Genomic DNA, 20,032 nt, shown 5'->3' on the forward strand with positions numbered 1-20,032 from the left:
AGTAACTAGAGCACCCGGGTGTAGGTCTGGCGCACCAGCACCCGGTCGCCGCAATCGAAATGCCACCATTCGCTGTTGATGCCAAAAAAGCCCGCCTGGAACATGGCGTCCCGCAACAAGCGGCGGTGTTCTACTTGCTCCTGCGTAATTTCCCCTTTTTCCAGCAAAACCAGTTCCAGCGCTGGATGCGAGCGCTCACTGAGGTCATCAAAGCCCGTGCCCATGTCCAGTTCCTGCCCGTCAGGTCCGACGATGGTGATGTCGAGCGCCATGCCGAACGAGTGGATCGAGCCGCGCGATGGTTCAGCGATATAGCCGAGCAACTCCGTTCCCTGCAGCGCATCCCACAGTTGCTGCTGCACCCGCTGCGGACGCAGGGCGTCGAGCACCAATAAATGATGATCGGGGCGATGCGCGGCCAGCCAGGCCACGGCCTGTTCCAGTGCCGCGGCCGCATCGCGATGCAGCCAGGCGCAATCGATGGGGTTATATAAATCGCGGCCGACAAAATTGTCGGGCGTAGCGTAGCGCAAGTCGACGGCGATGCCGTCAATACTGCTCAGGTGGCGAAATTGCGGATCGCTGCCGACCGCTTCCAATTGCAAACTTGCAACAGACATCAGACTCCTCTTTCCAGGCAGTTGCGCGCCGCCACGCCAATGCTGTCGGCCAGCCGCCGCGCGCCATGGGACAGCGGCGAGTGGCTCGCCGTCAATAAATACAGTTGGATGGGGATGCTCGGCGCCCAAGGACGGCGCTGCAGGCGATCGGGCGAGCCGGAGGCGGCCGTAAACGGGTCGACCACGGCCATGCCGGCGCCCGCTTCCACCAGGGAGCGGGCAATTTGATAGGTTTGCACCACGGTACTGAAGACAGGGTGGATATCCTGCGCCTCGCAAGCGGCCACCACCAGTTCGCCCAGCGGATCGTTGTCCGCATGGCCGATCAGCTCGCCATTCAAACCATGCGCCGTCAACGGCGTGCCGCAATCTGCCCCCTGCCAGGTGCCGGTCGGCGCAATCACCGTCATGACACCGTGCGCAATGGGTTCGGCCACGATGCCCGGATGGCGCGGGTCTTGCAGCGATACGGCCAGGTCCGCTTCACCAAGGCGCAGGGTATTGACGATCTCGCCCGTGTGGTGGGTGGCCAGTTGGCAACGCGTGTGGGGAAAGTCGCGGCGCCACTCCGTCATGGCAAACGGCAAGACGCTGATGGCGAGCGTCGGCGTGGACACCAAACGGATGGTCTCCACCGCATGGCCCTTCAGGCTGGCCGCCAGGCGGCGGATGCCCAATAAATCGCGGTTGAGCTTTTCCGTCTCGACAAACAGGCGGTGCGCCTCCGGTTTCGGGTACAGCTTGCCCCGCACGCGCTCGAACAGTGGCATGCCCAGTTGCAACTCACAGTGCTGCAAGACCTTGGTCACGGCCGGCTGCGAAATATGCAGCACCTGGGCCGCGCCGCTGATGGTGCCAACTTGCATGATGGCATGAAACACTTCGATATGACGCAGCCGCATGAGCTATTCCTTTACCTTGCCGTGGCCACTTGGGCCGTCAACGTTCAGCATATAAGAAAAAGTCATGGGTTGGAACGGCCGTGCTACTTTGTTGCAACAGCCGGCGCCAGCGTCGTCAGCACTTCCAGCAAGGCCGCCGTTTCGCCATCGGGCGTGCCGTCAAACAATGTGTTGCGGTATTTCATCTGGAAGGCGATCAGCACATTGCGCGTCGCTTCGTCGAAGATGCCCGTATTCGGCGTCGCGTAACCGTGCTGGGCTAGCTTCTTCTGGAACCAGACGGCGTCCGGCACTTGCTGCTCAAAAATAAGGCGCTGCGCGGCAACACGGTTGGCATCGGGCCAGACGATCAGGCCCGCATCGGCCAGCTGGCGCCATGGAAACAGGGGGCCCGGATCCTGCTTGCGCTGCGGGGCGATTTCGTTGTGGCCGAGGATATTTTCCGGCGCGATGTTGTAGCGTGCCTGGATATCTTTCAACAACGGAATCAACTCATCAATCTGTGCCTGCGGGAAGGGATACCAGAGGCGGCCTTCCGGCGTGTCCTTGTAGCCGGGGTTGACGATCTCGATGCCGATCGAGCTGACATTCAACTGTGTATAAGTCTTCCAGTTACTCACACCCGCGTGATTGGCCTGGCGCGATTCGTCGACCAGCACGTAAAACTTCGGCTTGTCCGTGTCGGTCAACAAATAATGGCTGCTGACTACTTGTTCTGTCAGGATCTTGATCGAACGCGGCAAGTCGCTGACCGTGTAATGGAGGACGATGAATTTCACGCGCGGGCTCTGGCTGCGCGCCGTCAAACTATGGTCGAGATGCGGCGCGGGCGTGGTACAGGCGGAGAGCAGGGCCACCAGCAGGGCGAGGGCGATTTTTTTCATGCAAGATCCATGGTCGGGTTAATAAAATAATCAGTCTTTGCCGGCATACAAGCTGGCCGTCCTGGCTGCCAACTTGGCTGCGGCCTCATGCGAACGGGCAACTTTTTGCTCCATCATCAACGATACCGGCAAAGCGGCGCGCATGGCAACCGCGATGGCTGGGTGCAATTGCGCCGCCCGCCCCGCCAGCACCACGGGACGGGGGCCGTACCGCGCCGTCAGGGCCAGCACCAGGCGCGCCAGTTCCCGCCCCGCGCACTGCAAGATATCCAGCGCGAACGGGTCGCTTTCCGCACTGGCGGCCACGGCCAGCGCCAGCCGGCCGATAGCGCCCCGGTCCTGGCCATACATGAAGGCGCGCGACAATGACCAGTCGCTGCCGCCCAGTTGCGCAAACACGGCTTGGGCCATGGGCGAACTTTGCCAGCTACCGGGTGCCTCGTCTTCGCGGCGCCAGATATGGCGCAAGGCTTCGCGGGCGATCCAGTAACCGCCGCCGCCATCGTCGAGCAGCACGCCGCGCCCGCCCGCGCGATGAAACCCGCCGTCCGCATCGATCCAGGCGGCAATCGAACCCGTGCCAGCGTAGACCAGATAACCTTCGCCCGGTTCAAAACTGTCGCGATAAGCAATGTCGATATCGTTGCCCACGCTGACGTGGGCGGCGTCCAGCGCCAGCAGGGTGGCCAGCATTTGCGCCAGGACAACATCGTCGCCGCCAAAGCCCGTCAAGCCAGCCACCACGGCACGCGGCTGGCCAACAGCCAGCACGGCCTGGCACAGCCGGGCAAACGTGGCGTGCACGGCTGAGCGGCCCGCATCGCTGCTCATTTGCAAGGCAGACAAGCCTTCCACTGTGCCGTCGGCCACAATGGCGCCGTCAACGGTGGCCAGAGCCCAGCGCGTCTGCGTGCCGCCCGCGTCAATGCCCAGGCCCAGCACGGGCACTGCATTATTGGCTGTAGGGAAGGAAATCATGGCATGAGTGTAAAGCCAAGCGAAGCTTGCAGGCATGAAAGCTTGCGCATGTTTCATGCCTGCAGGTTATGGACTGCCGGTGCGCCGGCAACAATTATTTGGCGGGGGCCGTAAACGGTTCGCGCACGGTGACGCGGGGGCTTTCATTGCCGAGACGGTCCACGGCGCTGACCACCACCGCGTTGACTTTACCAGTGGCGTCATCGACCAGGGTCAGCTCGCCCTGTACACCTGTGACCACGGTAAAACGCCAGTCTTCGCCGTAGCGGGCCCAGACGGCGTACTGGGCCACGGGTTTGCCGCCCCCCGCCGCCAATTTGACGTTCAGGCTGCTGGAATCGCGGCGCAAGGCCAGCACAGGCGTGCCCGGTGCTTCCTTGCCCAGCCACGGCGTAGCGGGAATCAGGGCTGGGCTTTGATACACGGTCGCTTTGAGTTGCTCGCTGACACCCTTGCGGTTCTGCATCAACGGCACCATGCTGAAATGCACTTGTCCATTCGCGCCGGGGCGCGTGCGCGTCACTTCGATCTGCTTGATAATCTCTTGTGGCGTGAAGGACTTGGCAGAATTGTCGATCCGACTCGTATATAAACCCGGCCACACGTGGCGGCCATACGGGTTTTGCGCCAGCCAATAGTCGAGCAGCACGCCAAACGCTTGCGGCGCCTGCGCCACGGGCCAGTACAGCTGCGGCGACAGGTAATCGAGCCAACCCTTGGCCAGCCACAGTTCCGCATCCGCATACAATTTGTCGTACTGGCTGAAGCCGACGATGCCGGCAGGGCGGCGGTCGGGACGGCCGATGCCGAACGGACTAATGCCGAAGCGCACCCAGCTCTTTTCGCGGTGGATGCCTGTGTATAACGCTTCGATCAGCTGGTTGACGTTCTGGCGACGCCAGGAAGGGCGGTCCAGTTGGCCACCGGCCAGCAGATATTGCTGCCAGGAAGGCTCATCGGGAAACGGCAGTTCGCGCTTGGCGCCGCCATTGCCCGCGTCCAGCGCGGCCGTCTCGGCTCCCGCACCGGCGCCGGGCGCGTCGATCGGATACGGATAAAAGTAATCGTCGATGTGCACGCCATCGATATCGTAGCGGCGCACCACGTCCAGTACCACGTCCGTCGTGTGCTTCGAGGCGGCGGCATCGCCCGGATCCATCCACAGGTAGCGGCCGTATTGCTTGACGGATGCCGGATTGGTGGAAGCGAAGCTGTCGCGTGCCAGCGGCGACTTGGCCGTCGCGTGACGGGCCCGGTAGGGGTTGAACCAGGCGTGCAATTCCAGGCCGCGCGCATGCGCCTGCGCCACCCAGAAAGCCAGCGGGTCATATATGGGCAACGGCGGCTGCCCCTGCTTGCCGGTCAGGTATTCCGACCACGGCTCCAGCTGCGATGGGTAAATCGTGTCGGCGCTGGGCCGTACCTGCAGCACAATCGCGTTCAGATTCAAGGACTTGGCACGATCGAGGATGGCGATCGCCTCGGCTTGCTGCTTGGCGACAGGCAAATTGCTGCGGCTGGGCCAATCGATATTGGCGACCGTCGAGACCCAGGCGGCGCGGAATTCGCGCGGCGCCGGCGGCGGCACTTCGCCCGTGATGTGCTGCACGGGCGGCACGGCCGGCAAACCCGCTTCGCCCGGCGTCACTGCGGAGGGCAGTTTGGTGCTGGTACAGCTGCTAAGCAATGTGGCGGTGGCCAGCGCGGCCAGCACGCCAGCCGTGGCGCCCAGGCGTTTTTTGAAAGTAGACAACAAAACAATTCCTTGCAGTGGTGAAGCGCAGGTCTATCGGTGCGGGCATTTTACTGTGCGCCCGCCATCCTTGCGGGCGCACGGTTCAAAAGAATCAGGCCTCGGCCTTCTTGCCGAATTCGGGATCGATCTTGACCAGCGCTGCCATGATGAAAGCAGGAATGGTGGCGATGCAAACCCAGATGAAGAAATGCTGGTAGCCAAGCATTTGCTGTATCCAGCCGCTCGCCATACCTGGCAGCATCATGCCCAGGGCCATGAAACCCGTGCAAATGGCGTAATGGGCCGTTTTATGCGCGCCGTCAGAAACCATGATCATGTACAACATATAGGAAGCGAAACCGAAGCCATAGCCAAATTGCTCAAGCGCAATGCCACTGGCGATCACATAGATGCTGCTGGGCAAGGCGCTGGCCAGGTAGACAAACACCAGATCGGGCAAGTGAACGGACAGCACCATGATCCACAGGCAGCGTTTCAAGCCAAAGCGGGAAATGATGTAACCGCCCAGCAAGCCCCCCAGGGTCAGGGCGATTACGCCGATGGTGCCGTAGACGAGGCCCACCTGTTCCGTGCTGAGGCCCAGCCCCCCCTTGGCGACGGGGTCAAGCAGGAAGGGTGCGGCCAACTTCAACAGTTGCGCTTCGCCGAGGCGGAACAGCAGCAAAAAGCCCAGGATGACGAGAATATCCTTCTTCCTGAAGAAGGCGGCAAAGGTGGCGACGAACTCTTGCATAGGAGAAATACCGGCGCCCTGGATGCTGGGGCGGTCCTCCTTCGGTTTCGGCAAGACAAAATAGTGATACAGGAAGAGGGCGATGAACAGGCCGGCCAAAATCGCAAACACGACGGACCAGGCCAGCTGCACATTGCCCGTCGCATGCGTCAAATAGCCGGCCAGAAACACGAGACCACCCTGGCCCGCAATCATCGCCAGACGGTAAAACGTGCTGCGCACGCCGACGAAGGCCGCTTGCTGGTGTTCTTCCAGGCCCAGCATGTAAAAGCCGTCGGCGGCAATATCATGCGTGGCGGAACTGAAGGCCATCAGCCAGAAGATGGCTAGGCTGATCTGGAAAAAATGCGGCAGGGACGTCGTCAGGGCCACCAGCGCCAGCGCAGCGCCGATCACCAGTTGCAAGCCGACGATCCAGAAGCGCTTGGTGCGGTACATATCGATGAAGGGCGACCACAGGGGCTTGATGACCCAGGGCAAATACAGCCAGCTGGTATACAGCGCGATATCCGTATTGGAAAAACCATAGTTCTTGTACATGATCACGGACAAGGTCATGACCACTACATAGGGAATGCCCTGGCCGAAATACAGGGAGGGGATCCACAGCCACGGCTTATTCGTGCGCGCCGGGGCGGTTTGTTTCGCTAGCTCCATACATCCTTCTTTGTCTCCCAGACAGAAGAATGCCGCGCCATCGGATCAGGCCGCCAGTGCCGCCCGCACACTGCCGTCCGCGCCGGCCAACAATGCCTGTGCCTGGTTTGTATTGATTTTTTTGATCAAGGCAACAATCGCTACCTTGACGTGATAGTGGCATTGCTCGAGCACGGTCCTGGCCTGCGCCTCACTGGCGCCGGTGGCATGCATGGTCAGACGCACCGCCCGCCAGATCAGCTTGGCGTTGGTCGGCTTCAAGTCTACCATCAAGTTTCCGTAAGTTTTATGCAAACCCACCATCAGGGCGCTGGAAATCGTGTTCAGGGTGATTTTTTGTGCCGTGCCCGCTTTCAAACGCGTACTGCCGGAAATGACTTCCATGCCCGTGTCGAGCACGATGCCGCATTGCGCCTCGTGCGCCACGGGAGCATCCACATTATTGGCGATGCCGATGGTCAGGGCGCCCGCCGTGCGCGCAGCCAGCAGCGCGCCCAGCACATACGGCGTGGCGCCGGAGGCGGCCAGCAGGATCACCACATCATTGGCCTGCGGCTGCAGGGCCAGCAAATCCCGCTCGCCTTGCTCCACATCATCTTCCGCCCCTTCGACGGCCGCAAACATGGCACCCGCCCCGCCGGCCAGGATGGCGACGGCCCGCTCGGGCGGCCAGGAAAAGGTGGGATTGAGTTCAACACTGTCGAGTACGCCCAGGCGGCCCGATGTGCCCGCACCCACATACAGCAGGCGTCCGCCGGCGGCGATGCGGGGCAGGGCGGCCGTGATGGCGGCCCCGATTTGCGGCGACGCCAGACGCACGGCTTCGACGGCCCAGAACTGGTCATCGACCAGGGCCGCTACCAATTGCTCTACCGGGTACAGATCCAGATCCGGATGCCGCCGGCTCGGGGTTTCAGTTTTCAACATGATTTCAGAACATGGTTGAAGGTGAAACCAGTTTAATACCAACCAGCGAGATCAACCATGAAAGCTTGGCAGGTGGGCATAACGGGAGCTTATGGCTAGTGCAGGAAGGTGGGGTGCTACTTGTACTTCGATACGCTCCCGTTTGTGTCTATACTTCAGCTCGACGCCAACATCCACGACACGCCCCATGATCGCTCGCCAATTGCTGTTCCTGTTTAGCGCTCTTGGCGCCATCAACGGTATTTTTCTGGCCGTCTATTTTTTCAGCCGCCGGCCTCGCTGCCTCGCCGACTGCATGCTGGGTGCATTGCTGCTTGCCGTCGGGGTGCGCACCGCCAAATCCGTTTTCCTCTTCTTCAACCCTGCGATCGCCATTGAATTCCGACAACTGGGCCTGTCGGCCTGCCTGCTGATCGGTCCCTTGACCTATCTCTATGTGCGCTCTTTCCTGGCCGGGCTGGCGCAGTTGCCTGCCGGCCAACAATGGCGTTGGCATCTCGGCTTGTCCTTCCTGCTGATAGGCATAGGCGTTGCCTTTCCGTATTCCGCGTATCGTCCCGTGTGGGACCTGTCGAGCCATGCCATTCATGTGTTCTGGCTATGCTACCTGCTGGCAACTGCCAAGTTGCTCTGGCAAAGCCGCCATGCGTGGCTGAACGACGGACAGCGGATGGCCACCAGCAGCGTGCTCCCGCTGAGCGTCTTTGCAGGCAGCTGTGTCATGCTGGCGGCGTACGCGAGCACGCCGTTCACGTCCTATATTGTCGGCGCCTTGTCGTTCACCTTCTCGCTGCATGTCGCGGTCATGGTCTTTCTGCTGAGAAAGGAAACCTCGACGTCTGCCGACCCGAAGCAGAAGTACCAGAATAGCCGCCTGACGCACGAAGATGCGCTTGCCGTGCTCGCTGCGCTGGAACAGCAGATGAGCGGGCAGAAATCCTATCTGAATCCGAACCTCACCCTGGCCCAACTGGCCAAGCGGGCGGGATGCACGCAGGCGCAGGTATCGCAGGTGCTGAATGACAAGCTGAGCAAGAGCTTCACTACCTACGTCAACGAATACCGTATCGCCGAAGCGAAACAGGTATTGACCGACGAGCCGCAACTGAACCTGGATATCGTTGCCGAGCGCTGCGGATTCAATTCCAGTTCCACCTTCTACTCTACCTTCAAGAAAGTTGCCGGGCAGACGCCCGCCAGCTTCCGGGTCCAATCTGGCCAGGCGGCCAGGGCCATTTCCGCGTAAATCCTCTCCGGAATCGCCATTCCGGAGTCTGAAATCATGTTTGGCGACATCAATTCCCCTGCATTTCGATAACTTATCGACCAGCAACGATCTGAAATAGTCGTTGCTCCGATAAACGCAGTTCTTCACTCAGGGTAAAGTCATGATTCAGTTTTTATTGCGCACGGTACTCGCCTGTTACTTGCTAAGCATCACCGCCATCGGTACCGCCGCAACCGCAGACCAGGACGACAATGGCATCCGGGAAACCGTGCGCTTGTATCTGCATGGCACCAGCTTCAACGTACAGGACGAGATCAACCAGGCCTTCCATGCAACTTCCCGCCTTTACCTCGACGGCAAAAACGATGCGGAATGGGAGTTGAGCGGTCAGGAATACGCCAAACTCTTTTCCCAAGGGAAAATAGGGCAATTCAATGGACGCCACGGGCGACTGATCAAGGTGGATGTGAGCGGCAGGGTGGCCACCGCCAAGGCCGAGATCCACATTCCCCAGCAAGGGGTACGCTATGTGGATGTATTCCTGCTGAAAAAGATCGCCGGCAACTGGAAAATCATCAGCAAGTCGGCCCATCGCGAACCAGCGGCCCCGCGCCAGGCACGCAAGGTGCTGCTGGTCGTGTCGAATGTCCATCAATATCCGGGCACAAAAATTAATGCAGGCAATAATTTCCCCGAGCTGGCCTATACCTATGATGCCTTTCGCAAAGCTGGGTACGCGGTCGACTTCGTCAGTCCCGAGGGTGGCGCCATTCCGCTGGAAATGATCGTCACGTCGGATGAGTTATTAAAAAGGCATCTTTATGACAGTGATTTCATGTGGGCACTGGCCCATACCAAGCCTGTCTCCGAGGTCAGGGCAGACGAGTATGCGGGCATGGCGTTCGTCGGCGGCGGCGCGGCCATCGTCGGCATCCCGGAAAACAAGCCGCTCCAGGACATCGCCTTGCGTATTTACGAACAACAAGGCGGGGTGATCGCGGCAATCTGCCATGGCACCGAGGGCATCAAGAACCTGAAGCTCAGTGACGGTACTTTCCTGATCCAGGGCAAGGTGCTCACCTCCTTCCCCGATGCGTATCTCAACAAGGAATCGCCGGTATACAAGGCCTATCCCTTTTCGGCAGAAGCCAGCATCAAGCGCCATGGCGGCATCTTCAGGCACGGCGCCAACGGCAAGAGTCACGTCGAGGTCGATGGCCGGCTGGTGACAGGCATGAGCTGGGAGTCGTCCGTCGGCGTGGCGGAATCCATGATCCGCCTGTTCCAGCAGTAGATTTATGGAGCGCGGCGCATTTCCGCGACAAAATCGTAATGATCGCTGCGGCAATACGAATGCGTCAGTTCCACCGCTTCGCCCGAATCCAGGTAGGCGATGCGCGTGATGAACAGCACGGCCTGGCCATCGGGGATGCCCAGCTGCTTGGCGAGTACGTCCGTCGCATTCATGGCACGGATGTGCTGCAAGGCGCGCACGGGGGCCTTCTTGATACTGTTCAAGTATTCGTACAGCGAATCGCCCACGGCGCCCGGATCCGGCACCACGCTGAAGGGCAGCACGCTCACTTCATACGCCATCACCACGTCGTCGGCCAGGCGCAAGCGCTCCAGGCGCGCCACTTTCGTATTCTGCGCCAGGCCCAGGCTCAGCTGTTCATCGCTGCTGGCGATGACGACTTCACGCTTGAGCCAGCGCGAGCCGGGACGATAGCCGCGCTGCTGCAGTTGCTCGGAAAAGCTCGACAGGTTCGATAACGGCTGCTCGATGCGCGGGGCAATATAGTTGCCCGAACCACGGCGGCGCACGACGAGGCCTTGCTCGACGAGCTGGTCGATGGCCTTGCGGGCAGTCACGCGCGATACGTCAAGCAGTTCGGACAGGGTACGTTCAGAGGGCAGGGCCTGGTCTACCTGGTAGCGGCCGTTGCGTACGTCATCGCTCAGCTTGCGGGCGATCTGCATATATAAAGGCGAATTGTCATTTAAATCGACCTTGAGTTCTACGCTGGTCTGGCTCATACAGTTCTCCTTGTCCTCCTAGTGTAATAGCGATGGCGCTTGCGCGTAGCCCGTCCACCCATGAATAAATGGAAAATGACCATAAATAACGGTTATACACTTAAAAAAACAATGTTTTACCGTAGGTATAGCTTTGCATTATAGATAAATAAGCAATTTTCATTAGCGTAGCAAACCATCCCACCCTATGCTGGCAAGGCGTCCATCCACCATGACATAGGGAAAGCATGATCAACAAAATGACGGGATTGCTGGGCTTGCTGCTGCTGGGTACGACCTGGACGGCGCTGGCCGCCCCGCTTGGCAACAGCACCAGCACGATGCGACAAGACGGGCAGCAGCGTGCGCTCGATGCAGCGCTGTCGGCCATCGTCGATGACCCGGCCCACCCGCTGGCCAGCCTGTCCGTGCTGGCCATTCGCCACGGCAAGGTATCGTATCAGCAACAATTTGGCTACCGGCACATCGGCGCTACGCCAGCGGACAGCTTGCCCGTGACGCCGGCCACCCTGTTTCGCATCGCCTCCGTATCGAAGATGATGACCGCGCTGGGCCTGATGCGGCTGGTCGAGCAGGGCAAGCTGAGCCTGGACCAGGACGTGGGCATCTATTTGGGCTTTTCCCTTCGCAACCCGCATTTCCCCCAGCAAGCCGTGACCCTGCGCAGCTTGCTCAGCCACACGTCCTCGCTGCGCGACGCAGGCGGCTACTCATGGGGCCCCGAACGCAGGCTGCGTGACGTGTTTACGGCTGGCAACGACAGCATGTGGGACAAGCACACCGCGCCGTGCCGCTATTTTACGTATGCCAACTTGAACTGGGGCGTGATCGGCACCGTGATGGAAAAAGTCACGGGTGAACGCTTCGACCTGCTGATGCGGCGGCTGCTGCTCGATCCACTCGATGTGCGCGGCGGTTACTATCCGGCGGCATTTTCCACGGACGAGGTGGAGAATACGGCCACGCTGTACCGCAAGCGCACGCTGGAGACGGAAATATGGCAACCGCAAGGGCCGTGGATCGCCCAGGCCGATGATTTTTACAAGCGCCCACCTGCCGGCCTGGCCAACTATGTCATAGGCAGCAACGCCACCGTCTTCAGTCCCACGGGCGGCTTGCGCATCTCCGCTGCGGGACTGGGCACCGTCATGCAGATGCTGCTCGACGGTGGCCGCCATCAAGGCAAGCAACTGCTGCAGCCGACCAGCCTCGCGCTGATGTTTGGCCGCCAATGGCAGCTGGCGCCCGATGGCGACAATGGCAGCAATGGCGACAGCGAGCGGGGCCTGTACCGCGCCTGGGGCCTGGGCAACCAGCAATTCGATGCGGTGGAGGGGCAGGGCAACGGCCTGGTCGAGGGCGCCAGTTTCTCCGCCGTGGGACATCTGGGTGAGGCGTACGGCCTCGTCTCCGCCTTCGTGCTTGATTTCAAGAACAACAACGGCATGGTGGTCCTGGTGGGTGGCACGGGCAGCGACCCGGAACGCTATCCGGGCACCTATTCCGCCATGGGGCGCAGCGAGGAATTGATACTCACCACCTTATACCGTGGTGCGATCGACAAGCATGAATGATCTCACTGAAACAGTGCATTCCTGAAAGTTATGGCTGCACCATGATGTTTCATTGGCTCCCTGAACGGCCAGCCTCTAAGCTCTTCCCGAATGCTCCCGCACCATGGGAGCGCAACGCAGCGAGGCAACATGCAGCAACAAGTCATCATCATCGGCGGCGGCGTCGTCGGTCTGACATCGGCCTGGTGGCTGGCCGAGGCCGGCTACAAGGTCACTGTATTGGAACGCAATGAACAAGTGGCCATTGCCGCCAGCTACCGCAATGGCGGCCAGCTCAGCTATCGCTATGTGGCGCCCCTGGCCGACGCGGGCGTGCCCTTCAAAGCCCTGCAATGGCTGCTGCAGAAAGATGGTCCGCTGCGCTTCCGTCCCGAGGCCGACTGGCGCCAATGGCGCTGGATGGCCAGTTTCTTGCGCAATTGCAACGGCGCCAGCAATGCCCGCACGACGGCCAAGCTGCTGCAACTGGGAGAATTAAGCCGCACCGGCATGGCGCAGCTGGAATTGACGGTCCCGCCGGAAGCGTATGCCTGGCGCGATGCGGGCAAGCTCATCGTCTACCGTTCGCCCGCCATCTTCCAGCGGGCCGTGGCCCGGCCCGAATCGGAAGAGGCGCGCATTGTCTTGTCTCCCGCAGAAGCGGTACAGCGCGAACCGGCGCTGGCCGCCCTGCAGGGTGCCCTGGCGGGCGGCATCTTTACCGAAGGTGAAGCGGTGGCCGATTGCCACGCCTTTTGCCTGGCGCTGGAAGCGCGCTTGCTGCAGCACCCGAATTGTTCACTGCTATTAAAAGGCGAGGCGCGCCGCCTCGTCACGCACAAGGGCAAGATCACGGGTATCGACACCAGCCTGGGCCTGTTGCAGGCAGACCACTATGTGCTGGCGGCCGGCATCCAAAGCCGCGACCTGGCTGCCACGGCGGGCATTTACCTGCCCCTGTATCCGCTGAAAGGCTACAGCCTGACGGCCCCCATCCGTGCGCAAGACCAGGCGCCCGAGATCAGCATCACGGATTTCGAGCGCAAGGTGCTGTATGCGCGCATCGGTGGCGACCTGCGCGTGGCCGCCATGGTCGACATGGTGGGCGCCGACAACAGCATAGACTGGGGCCGCATCGCCGGCCTGACGCGCCTGGCGCGCGAAGCCATGCCGCACGGCGCCGATTACGAGCAGGCCACAGCCTGGGCCGGCCTGCGCCCTGCCACGCCGAACAGCGCACCGCTGGTGGGAGCCAGCAAATATGCGAACTTGTGGCTGAATGTGGGCCATGGCCCGCTGGGCTTTACCTTTGCCGCCGGCACGGCGCGCATCCTCGCCGATCTCATGGCCGGCAAGGCGCCACCGTTCGCGCTGGACTTCCTCAGCCCGAAAAAATAGCAGGCCAAGACGGCGCGCACGCGCCGCTGCCGATATGGCGGATAATTGCGGAACTTTCCTGATCCCTCTTTTCTGTTCCTTATTGCCAGCGCATGCCCACACCCTCGACATCTGCCGCCTGCCCCTGTGGCGGCGCCTCCTACGCCAGTTGCTGCGGCCCGTATATCGCGGGCGACGCCTTGCCGCCCACGGCCGAAGCCCTGATGCGCTCGCGCTACACGGCGTTTACCTTGCGCAATGAGCCATACCTGCGCGCCACCTGGCATGCCAGCACCCGCCCTGCCGACGCTTTATTTGCCGACGAAGAAAAAGTCCACTGGCTGGGACTTGAGGTAAAATCTGCTTTACGTTTACGTCAACGTAAAGCAGAATCAGCAGATCAAGCCGAAGAGATACACCGCGACAGCGTGGAATTCGTGGCCCGCTACAAGGTCAATGGCCGCGCGCACCGCCTGCATGAAGTGAGCCGCTTCGTGCGCGAAGCTGGTGACGGTGGCATGCGCTGGTTTTATCTCGACGGCAGTTTTCCCGAATAGCGCGACCCGAGAGACCGGGCGATCATAAAAAGGAACCGCAATGCCGCACATCGAAAGCAAACTCAATCCCCGCAGTGAAGATTTCAAGGCTAATGCCGCGGCCATGCAAGCCATCGTCGACGATTTACGCGACAAGGTCGAGAAAATCGCGGCCGGTGGCGGCGAGGCGGCGGCCGCCAAGCATCTGGCGCGCGGAAAACTGCTGCCGCGCGACCGCGTGCAGATGCTGCTCGATCCCGGCACGCCCTTCCTCGAGTTTTCCCAGATGGCCGCCTACGCCATGTACCAGGACGCCAAAGGCGTCGATGCGGCGCCTTCCGCCGGCATCATCACTGGCATTGGCCGCGTCTCGGGCCAGGAATGCGTCATCGTCTGCAACGACGCCACCGTCAAGGGCGGCACCTACTACCCGATGACGGTGAAAAAGCATTTGCGCGCCCAGGAAATCGCCGACCAGAATAACCTGCCTTGCATCTACCTGGTCGACTCGGGCGGCGCCAACCTGCCGAACCAGGACGACGTCTTCCCTGACCGCGACCATTTCGGCCGCATCTTCTACAACCAGGCGAACCTGTCGGCCAAGGGGATTCCGCAAATCGCCGTGGTGATGGGTTCTTGCACTGCTGGCGGCGCCTATGTGCCGGCCATGAGCGACGAATCGATCATCGTCAAGGAGCAGGGCACGATTTTCCTCGGCGGCCCGCCGCTGGTCAAAGCGGCCACCGGTGAAGTGGTGACGGCCGAAGACCTGGGCGGCGGCGACGTGCACACGCGCTTGTCCGGCGTGGTCGACCACCTGGCGCAAAACGATTTGCACGCGCTGTCGCTGGCGCGCACCATCGTCTCGAACCTGAACCGCACGAAGCCGCAGCAGATGGCGCTACGCGAGTCCGTCGAGCCGAAATACCCGACGCAGGAACTGTATGGCGTGATCCCCGTCGACACACGCAAGCCCTTCGATGTACGCGAAGTGATCGCGCGCATCGTCGACGGCAGCGATTTCGACGAATTCAAGGCGCGCTACGGCACCACCCTGATCTGCGGCTTTGCGCATATCTATGGCGTCAAGGTGGGCATCATCGCCAATAACGGCATCTTGTTCTCCGAATCGGCGCTGAAAGGCACGCATTTCATCGAATTGTGCTGCCAGCGCAAGATCCCGCTCGTCTTCCTGCAAAACATCACCGGCTTCATGGTAGGCCGCAAGTACGAAAACGAGGGCATCGCCCGCAATGGCGCCAAGATGGTGACCGCTGTGGCCACGGCCGCCGTGCCGAAATTCACTGTGATCATCGGCGGCAGCTTCGGCGCCGGAAATTACGGCATGTGCGGCCGCGCGTTTTCTCCCCGTTTCATGTGGATGTGGCCCAACGCGCGCATTTCCGTCATGGGCGGCGACCAGGCGGCTTCCGTGCTGGCGACCGTCAAGCGCGACGGCATCGAGGGCAAGGGCGGCGAATGGAGCGCGGACGAGGAAGCCGCCTTCAAGCAGCCGATCAAGGATCAATATGAACACCAGGGCCACCCCTACTATGCCACCGCGCGCCTGTGGGACGATGGCGTGATCGACCCGGCCGATACCCGCATGGTGCTGGGCCTGGGCCTGTCGGCTGCGCTCAACGCCGACATCCCGGACACGAAGTTCGGCGTGTTTCGTATGTAACCGGCATGTCAGGGAGAAGAGCATGGAATTTGAAACCTTAAAACTGGTCATCGAGGGCAATGTCGCCACCGTGACCCTGAACCGACCCGACGTGCGCAATGCCTTCAACGAGACGACGATCGCCGAACTGACGCGCGCCTTCGAAGGCCTGGGGCGCAGCGACATGGTGCGCGCCATCGTGCTGGCGGCCAATGGCGCGGCCTTTTGCGCCGGTGCGGACCTGAACTGGATGAAGAAGATGGCCGGCTACACGCATGCCGAAAACCAGGCCGACGCGCTGCAGCTGGCGCAGATGCTGCGCACGATTTACCTGTGTCCCAAGCCCGTCGTGGCGAAGATCCAGGGCGACTGTTATGCGGGCGGCATGGGCCTGGTCGCCGCATGCGATATCATTCTGGTTGCGGAAGACGTGCATTTCTGCCTGAGCGAAGTGCGGCTGGGACTGATCCCGGCCACTATTTCACCGTATGTCATCAAGGCCATGGGCGAAAACGCGGCACGCCGCTATTTCCTGACCGCGGAGCGATTCTCTGCGCAGGAAGCGCTGCGCATCGGCTTTGCCCACGAGGTAGTCGCTGGCGACGCGCTGGACGCGAGAACAGCCGAGGTGCTCAAAGCGCTGACGGGCAACAGCCCGCACGCCGTGGCGCAAGCGAAAACGCTGGTGCGCGAGATCGTTGGCCAGCCGGTCGATGACGCACTGCTGGCGGACACCGCCGAGCGCATCGCGCAGATCCGCGCCTCGGAGCAGGGACGCGAAGGCGTGCAATCGTTCCTCGACAAGCGCAAGCCGAGTTGGCTCATGGGCTAGCGCATGGACTAAGAAAATCATTGGAGCAGTTTTGAAAGCAGAAAAACAATCGGGCTGGGTCGAACGCAGTCTGCGCAGCGTGTGGCATCCGTGCACGCAAATGCAGCATCACGAGACGGTTCCGCTCATCCCCGTCAGCCACGGCCGCGGCGCCTGGCTGTATGACCACGAAGGCCGACGCTACCTGGATGCCATCAGCTCCTGGTGGGTGAACCTGTTCGGCCATGCGAACCCGCGCATCAATGCGGAACTGAAGGATCAGCTGGACCGCCTGGAGCACGCAATGCTGGCCGGTTTTACGCATGAACCGGTGGTCGAACTGTCGGAAAAGCTGTCGGCATTGACCAACGGCGTGCTCGGTCACAGTTTTTACGCGTCCGACGGCGCCTCGGCCGTGGAAATCGCCCTGAAAATGAGCTTTCACGCGTGGCGCAACAGCGGCAAAAGTGACAAACAGGAATTCGTCTGCCTGAAAGGCAGCTACCACGGCGAAACCATCGGCGCGCTGGCCGTCACCGACGTCGCCCTGTTCAAGGATGCCTACGGCCCTCTGTTACGCGCCTCGCAGACGGTGATGTCGCCTGACTTCCGCCAGGCGGCAGAGGGAGAGTCCGCCGAGGATGTGGCGCACCGCGCCGCCGCCGACGTGGAACGACTGTTCCAGGAAAAAGCCGACAAGATCGCCGCCATCATCATCGAACCGCTGGTGCAGTGCGCCACCGGCATGGCCATGCACGACCCGCTGTACCTGTCGCTGGTGCGCGCCCTGTGCGACCGCTACCAGGTGCATCTGATCCTCGATGAAATTGCCGTCGGCTGCGGCCGCACGGGCACCTTCTTTGCCTGCGAACAGGCCGGCATCTGGCCCGACTTCGTCTGCCTGTCGAAAGGCATCAGCGGCGGCTACCTGCCGCTATCGCTGGTGATGACGCGCGAAGATATCTATCAAGCCTTCTACAGCACCGATGTGCGTCGCGGCTTTTTGCATTCGCACTCGTACACTGGCAACCCGCTGGCCTGCCGCGCGGCGCTGGCGACCCTGTCGATTTTCGAGGAAGACGATGTGCTGGTGGCCAACCGGGTGCGCGCCGAAAAAATCACGCGCGCCCTGGCGCCGCTGGCGCAGCATGAAAAAGCGCACAATTTCCGCCAGCAGGGCATGATCTGGGCCTTTGACGCCGTCGATGCGGCGCCCGATTTTTCGCGCCGCTTCTTCAGCACGGCGCTGGAACACGAACTGCTGATGCGCCCCATCGGCTCCACCGTCTACCTGATGCCGCCCTACATCCTCGACGACGACGAGATCGCGGGCCTGGGCCAGCAAACCCTGGCCGTTTTCAATCATGTGATCGGGGCCTGAGATGGAACTGATCGCGCGATTACAACAGCAACTGCAAGGACTGGAAGAGCGTAGCCTGATCCGCCGCCGCCGCACCGTCGACACGCCATGCGCGCCGCGCCTGACGGTGGACGGGCGTGACATACTGGCCTTTTGCAGCAATGACTACCTGGGCCTGGCCTCGCATCCGCGCATCGTGGAAGCGCTCAAAGAGGGCGCCGACCTGTATGGCGCCGGCAGCGGCGCTTCGCACCTGATCAGCGGCCACAGCCGCGCCCACGCACAGCTGGAAGAGCGCCTGGCCGCTTTTGTCGGCGCCAACCTGGAACAGGCGCGCGCGCTGTATTTTTGCACCGGCTACATGGCCAACCTGGCCGTGCTCACAGCCCTGGCGGTGGGCGACGCGGAGACCGAGATCTTCTCGGAAGCACTGAACCATGCCTCGCTGATCGACGGCACGCGCCTGGCGCGTGTGAAAACGCGCGTGTATCCGCACGCCGACCTCGATGCCTTGGCGGCCCTGCTGGCGGCCAGCACGGCAACAACCAGGATCGTCGTCACCGACAGCGTCTTCAGCATGGATGGCGACCTGGCGCCGCTGCCCGCGCTGCTGGCCCTGTGCGAGCAATATGGCGCCTGGCTGGTGGTCGACGATGCACACGGCTTCGGCGCGCTGGGCGAGAATGGCCGTGGCGCACTGGAACACTTCGACCTGCATTCGCCATACCTCGTGTATGTAGGCACCTTGGGCAAATCGGCTGGCGTGGGCGGCGCCTTTGTTTGCGCGCATGAGGCAGTGATCGACACGCTGATCCAGAAGGCGCGTCCGTACATCTTCACCACGGCGGCGGCGCCCGCGCTCGCGCATGCGCTGCTGGCCAGCCTGGACATCATCGCCGGCGACGAAGGCCGGCAGCGCCGCACCCACCTGGCAGCGCTGGTGGCGCAATGGAACGACGGCCTGCGGCTGCAGCGCTGGCAAGCCTTGCCGTCATCGAGCGCCATCCAGCCCGTCATCATCGGCGAGAACGCAGAAATGATGGCTATCGCCGCCCAACTGTACCAGCAAGGCCTGTGGGTCGGCGCCATCCGCCCACCCACCGTCCCTGTCGGCACGGCGCGCCTGCGCGTAACCCTGTCGGCCGGCCACACGGCGCAGGAAGTGGCGCAATTGATCAACGCAGTCAACACCCTGGAAAGGACACGCCATGAGCCTTGATGACCCCATCGTGGCCGAAGTGCTGGCGGACCTGGCACCGGCCGTGCAACCGGCACCGGCCACTGCCGGCCTGCCATCGCGCTTTGCCTGTTTCGTCACCGGCACCGATACGGAGATCGGCAAGACCTTGACCTCGTCGGCCCTGCTGCACGCGCTTGTCGCGCGCGGTGTGCGCGCCTGCGGCATGAAACCCGTGGCCGCTGGCGCCGAGATGCGCGACGGCGAACTGCATAATGAAGACGCCGACAGCCTGATCGCCGCCGGCAACGTCACCATGCTGCGCAGCCTGACCACGCCCTACATGCTGAAAGAAGCGGCGGCACCGCACATCGCCGCCGCCCTCGAAGGCGTGAGCATCGAATCGGTGCCCATCCTGGCCGCCTACCTGGAAATCGCCGCCGCCTCGGACGCCGTGGTGGTCGAAGGCGTGGGCGGATTCCGCGTGCCGCTGTCGCCCGGTTTCGATTCAGCCGACCTGGCGCAGCAGCTCGACCTGCCGGTGATCCTGGTGGTGGGCATGCGTCTGGGCTGCATCAGCCAGGCCTTGCTGACGGTGGAAGCCATCGAAGCGCGCGGCCTGACGGTAATCGGCTGGGTCGCCAACACCCTGGAAGTGGAAATGCGCTTCCTCGAAGAAAATATCGAAGCGCTGATCGAGCGCATCCCGGCGCCGCTGCTGGGCAGGGTGCCGCGCCTGGCGCAACCCGGCGCGGAAGCGGCGGCGGCCTATCTCGATTTCACCGGCTTGCCCAACTGGCCGGCGCAGCATCCAAACACTTAATGTAGCTAAA

18 protein-coding genes are annotated in these 20,032 nt (G+C 61.9%); 10 read left to right on the forward strand and 8 right to left on the reverse strand.

Annotated features, from left to right (window positions below; translation table 11 throughout):
* Positions 1–5 precede the first annotated feature (5 nt).
* The 7 genes from CLU92_RS19635 to CLU92_RS19665 all read right to left on the reverse strand — a co-directional run bounded on the left by CLU92_RS19635 (position 6) and on the right by CLU92_RS19665 (position 7,457).
* Positions 6–620, reverse strand: coding sequence for a M15 family metallopeptidase (locus tag CLU92_RS19635; RefSeq protein ID WP_101483256.1), 615 nt, complete (start codon positions 618–620; stop codon positions 6–8).
* The gene (locus CLU92_RS19640; protein ID WP_101483257.1) at positions 620–1,522 is read right to left on the reverse strand and encodes a LysR family transcriptional regulator; all 903 of its coding nucleotides are present in this window, start codon (positions 1,520–1,522) and stop codon (positions 620–622) included. The genes CLU92_RS19635 and CLU92_RS19640 overlap by 1 nt, the downstream gene beginning before the upstream one ends.
* Positions 1,523–1,605: 83 nt before the next feature.
* Complete coding sequence (locus CLU92_RS19645; protein WP_101483258.1) at positions 1,606–2,406, reverse strand: N-acetylmuramoyl-L-alanine amidase; 801 nt, start codon at positions 2,404–2,406, stop codon at positions 1,606–1,608.
* A gap of 30 nt (positions 2,407–2,436) precedes the next feature.
* Positions 2,437–3,384 carry an N-acetylglucosamine kinase gene (locus CLU92_RS19650; protein ID WP_243857898.1) on the reverse strand — a complete coding sequence of 316 codons (948 nt, stop codon included), beginning with the start codon at positions 3,382–3,384 and terminating at the stop codon, positions 2,437–2,439.
* Positions 3,385–3,478: 94 nt separating this feature from the next.
* Positions 3,479–5,140: a glycoside hydrolase family 10 protein gene (locus tag CLU92_RS19655; protein ID WP_101483260.1), complete on the reverse strand. Its 1,662-nt coding sequence runs from the start codon at positions 5,138–5,140 to the stop codon at positions 3,479–3,481.
* A gap of 91 nt (positions 5,141–5,231) precedes the next feature.
* On the reverse strand, positions 5,232–6,530 hold the full coding sequence (locus CLU92_RS19660; protein ID WP_101483261.1) for an MFS transporter: 1,299 nt from the start codon (positions 6,528–6,530) through the stop codon (positions 5,232–5,234).
* A gap of 45 nt (positions 6,531–6,575) precedes the next feature.
* Positions 6,576–7,457 (reverse strand): N-acetylmuramic acid 6-phosphate etherase, encoded by an 882-nt coding sequence (locus CLU92_RS19665; RefSeq protein WP_101483262.1) that lies wholly within the window; start codon positions 7,455–7,457, stop codon positions 6,576–6,578.
* 187 nt (positions 7,458–7,644) lie between these two features.
* On the opposite strand from CLU92_RS19665, the gene CLU92_RS19670 reads away from it, so the two are divergent.
* Together CLU92_RS19670 and CLU92_RS19675 are read left to right on the forward strand one after the other, a co-directional pair.
* Positions 7,645–8,703, forward strand: a complete 1,059-nt coding sequence (locus tag CLU92_RS19670) for a helix-turn-helix transcriptional regulator (RefSeq protein ID WP_180338545.1) — start codon at positions 7,645–7,647, stop codon at positions 8,701–8,703.
* A 142-nt stretch (positions 8,704–8,845) separates the two neighbouring features.
* On the forward strand, positions 8,846–9,979 hold the full coding sequence (locus CLU92_RS19675) for a nuclear transport factor 2 family protein (RefSeq protein WP_101483264.1): 1,134 nt from the start codon (positions 8,846–8,848) through the stop codon (positions 9,977–9,979).
* Positions 9,980–9,981: 2 nt separating this feature from the next.
* On the opposite strand, the gene CLU92_RS19680 is transcribed toward CLU92_RS19675, so the two are convergent.
* Complete coding sequence (locus CLU92_RS19680) at positions 9,982–10,722, reverse strand: GntR family transcriptional regulator (protein ID WP_101483265.1); 741 nt, start codon at positions 10,720–10,722, stop codon at positions 9,982–9,984.
* 227 nt (positions 10,723–10,949) lie between these two features.
* Here CLU92_RS19680 and CLU92_RS19685 point away from each other — a divergent pair, with 227 nt between their 5' ends.
* The 8 genes from CLU92_RS19685 (at position 10,950) to bioD (ending at position 20,022) form a co-directional block, all read left to right on the forward strand.
* The gene (locus CLU92_RS19685) at positions 10,950–12,296 is read left to right on the forward strand and encodes a serine hydrolase (RefSeq protein ID WP_257561131.1); all 1,347 of its coding nucleotides are present in this window, start codon (positions 10,950–10,952) and stop codon (positions 12,294–12,296) included.
* A gap of 90 nt (positions 12,297–12,386) precedes the next feature.
* Positions 12,387–13,673 (forward strand): D-amino acid dehydrogenase, encoded by a 1,287-nt coding sequence (locus tag CLU92_RS19690; protein ID WP_101483266.1) that lies wholly within the window; start codon positions 12,387–12,389, stop codon positions 13,671–13,673.
* Between the two features lie 92 nt (positions 13,674–13,765).
* Positions 13,766–14,209, forward strand: a complete 444-nt coding sequence (locus CLU92_RS19695) for a YchJ family protein (protein WP_101483267.1) — start codon at positions 13,766–13,768, stop codon at positions 14,207–14,209.
* Positions 14,210–14,249: 40 nt separating this feature from the next.
* Entirely contained in the window at positions 14,250–15,872 is a 1,623-nt protein-coding gene (locus CLU92_RS19700) for a carboxyl transferase domain-containing protein (RefSeq protein WP_101483268.1), read from the forward strand.
* A gap of 22 nt (positions 15,873–15,894) precedes the next feature.
* Positions 15,895–16,683, forward strand: coding sequence for an enoyl-CoA hydratase/isomerase family protein (locus tag CLU92_RS19705; protein WP_101483269.1), 789 nt, complete (start codon positions 15,895–15,897; stop codon positions 16,681–16,683).
* 31 nt (positions 16,684–16,714) lie between these two features.
* A complete protein-coding gene (gene bioA, locus CLU92_RS19710) occupies positions 16,715–18,043 on the forward strand; it encodes an adenosylmethionine--8-amino-7-oxononanoate transaminase (RefSeq protein ID WP_101483270.1) in 1,329 nt (442 codons plus the stop codon).
* 1 nt (position 18,044) lies between these two features.
* The gene (gene bioF, locus CLU92_RS19715; RefSeq protein WP_101483271.1) at positions 18,045–19,241 is read left to right on the forward strand and encodes an 8-amino-7-oxononanoate synthase; all 1,197 of its coding nucleotides are present in this window, start codon (positions 18,045–18,047) and stop codon (positions 19,239–19,241) included.
* Entirely contained in the window at positions 19,231–20,022 is a 792-nt protein-coding gene (gene bioD, locus CLU92_RS19720) for a dethiobiotin synthase (protein WP_101483272.1), read from the forward strand. Before bioF ends, bioD begins: the two co-directional genes overlap by 11 nt.
* The last annotated feature ends 10 nt before the right edge of the window (positions 20,023–20,032 follow it).

Source organism: Janthinobacterium sp. 61 (genome assembly GCF_002846335.1).
In the GTDB taxonomy this organism is placed as follows: domain Bacteria; phylum Pseudomonadota; class Gammaproteobacteria; order Burkholderiales; family Burkholderiaceae_D; genus Janthinobacterium.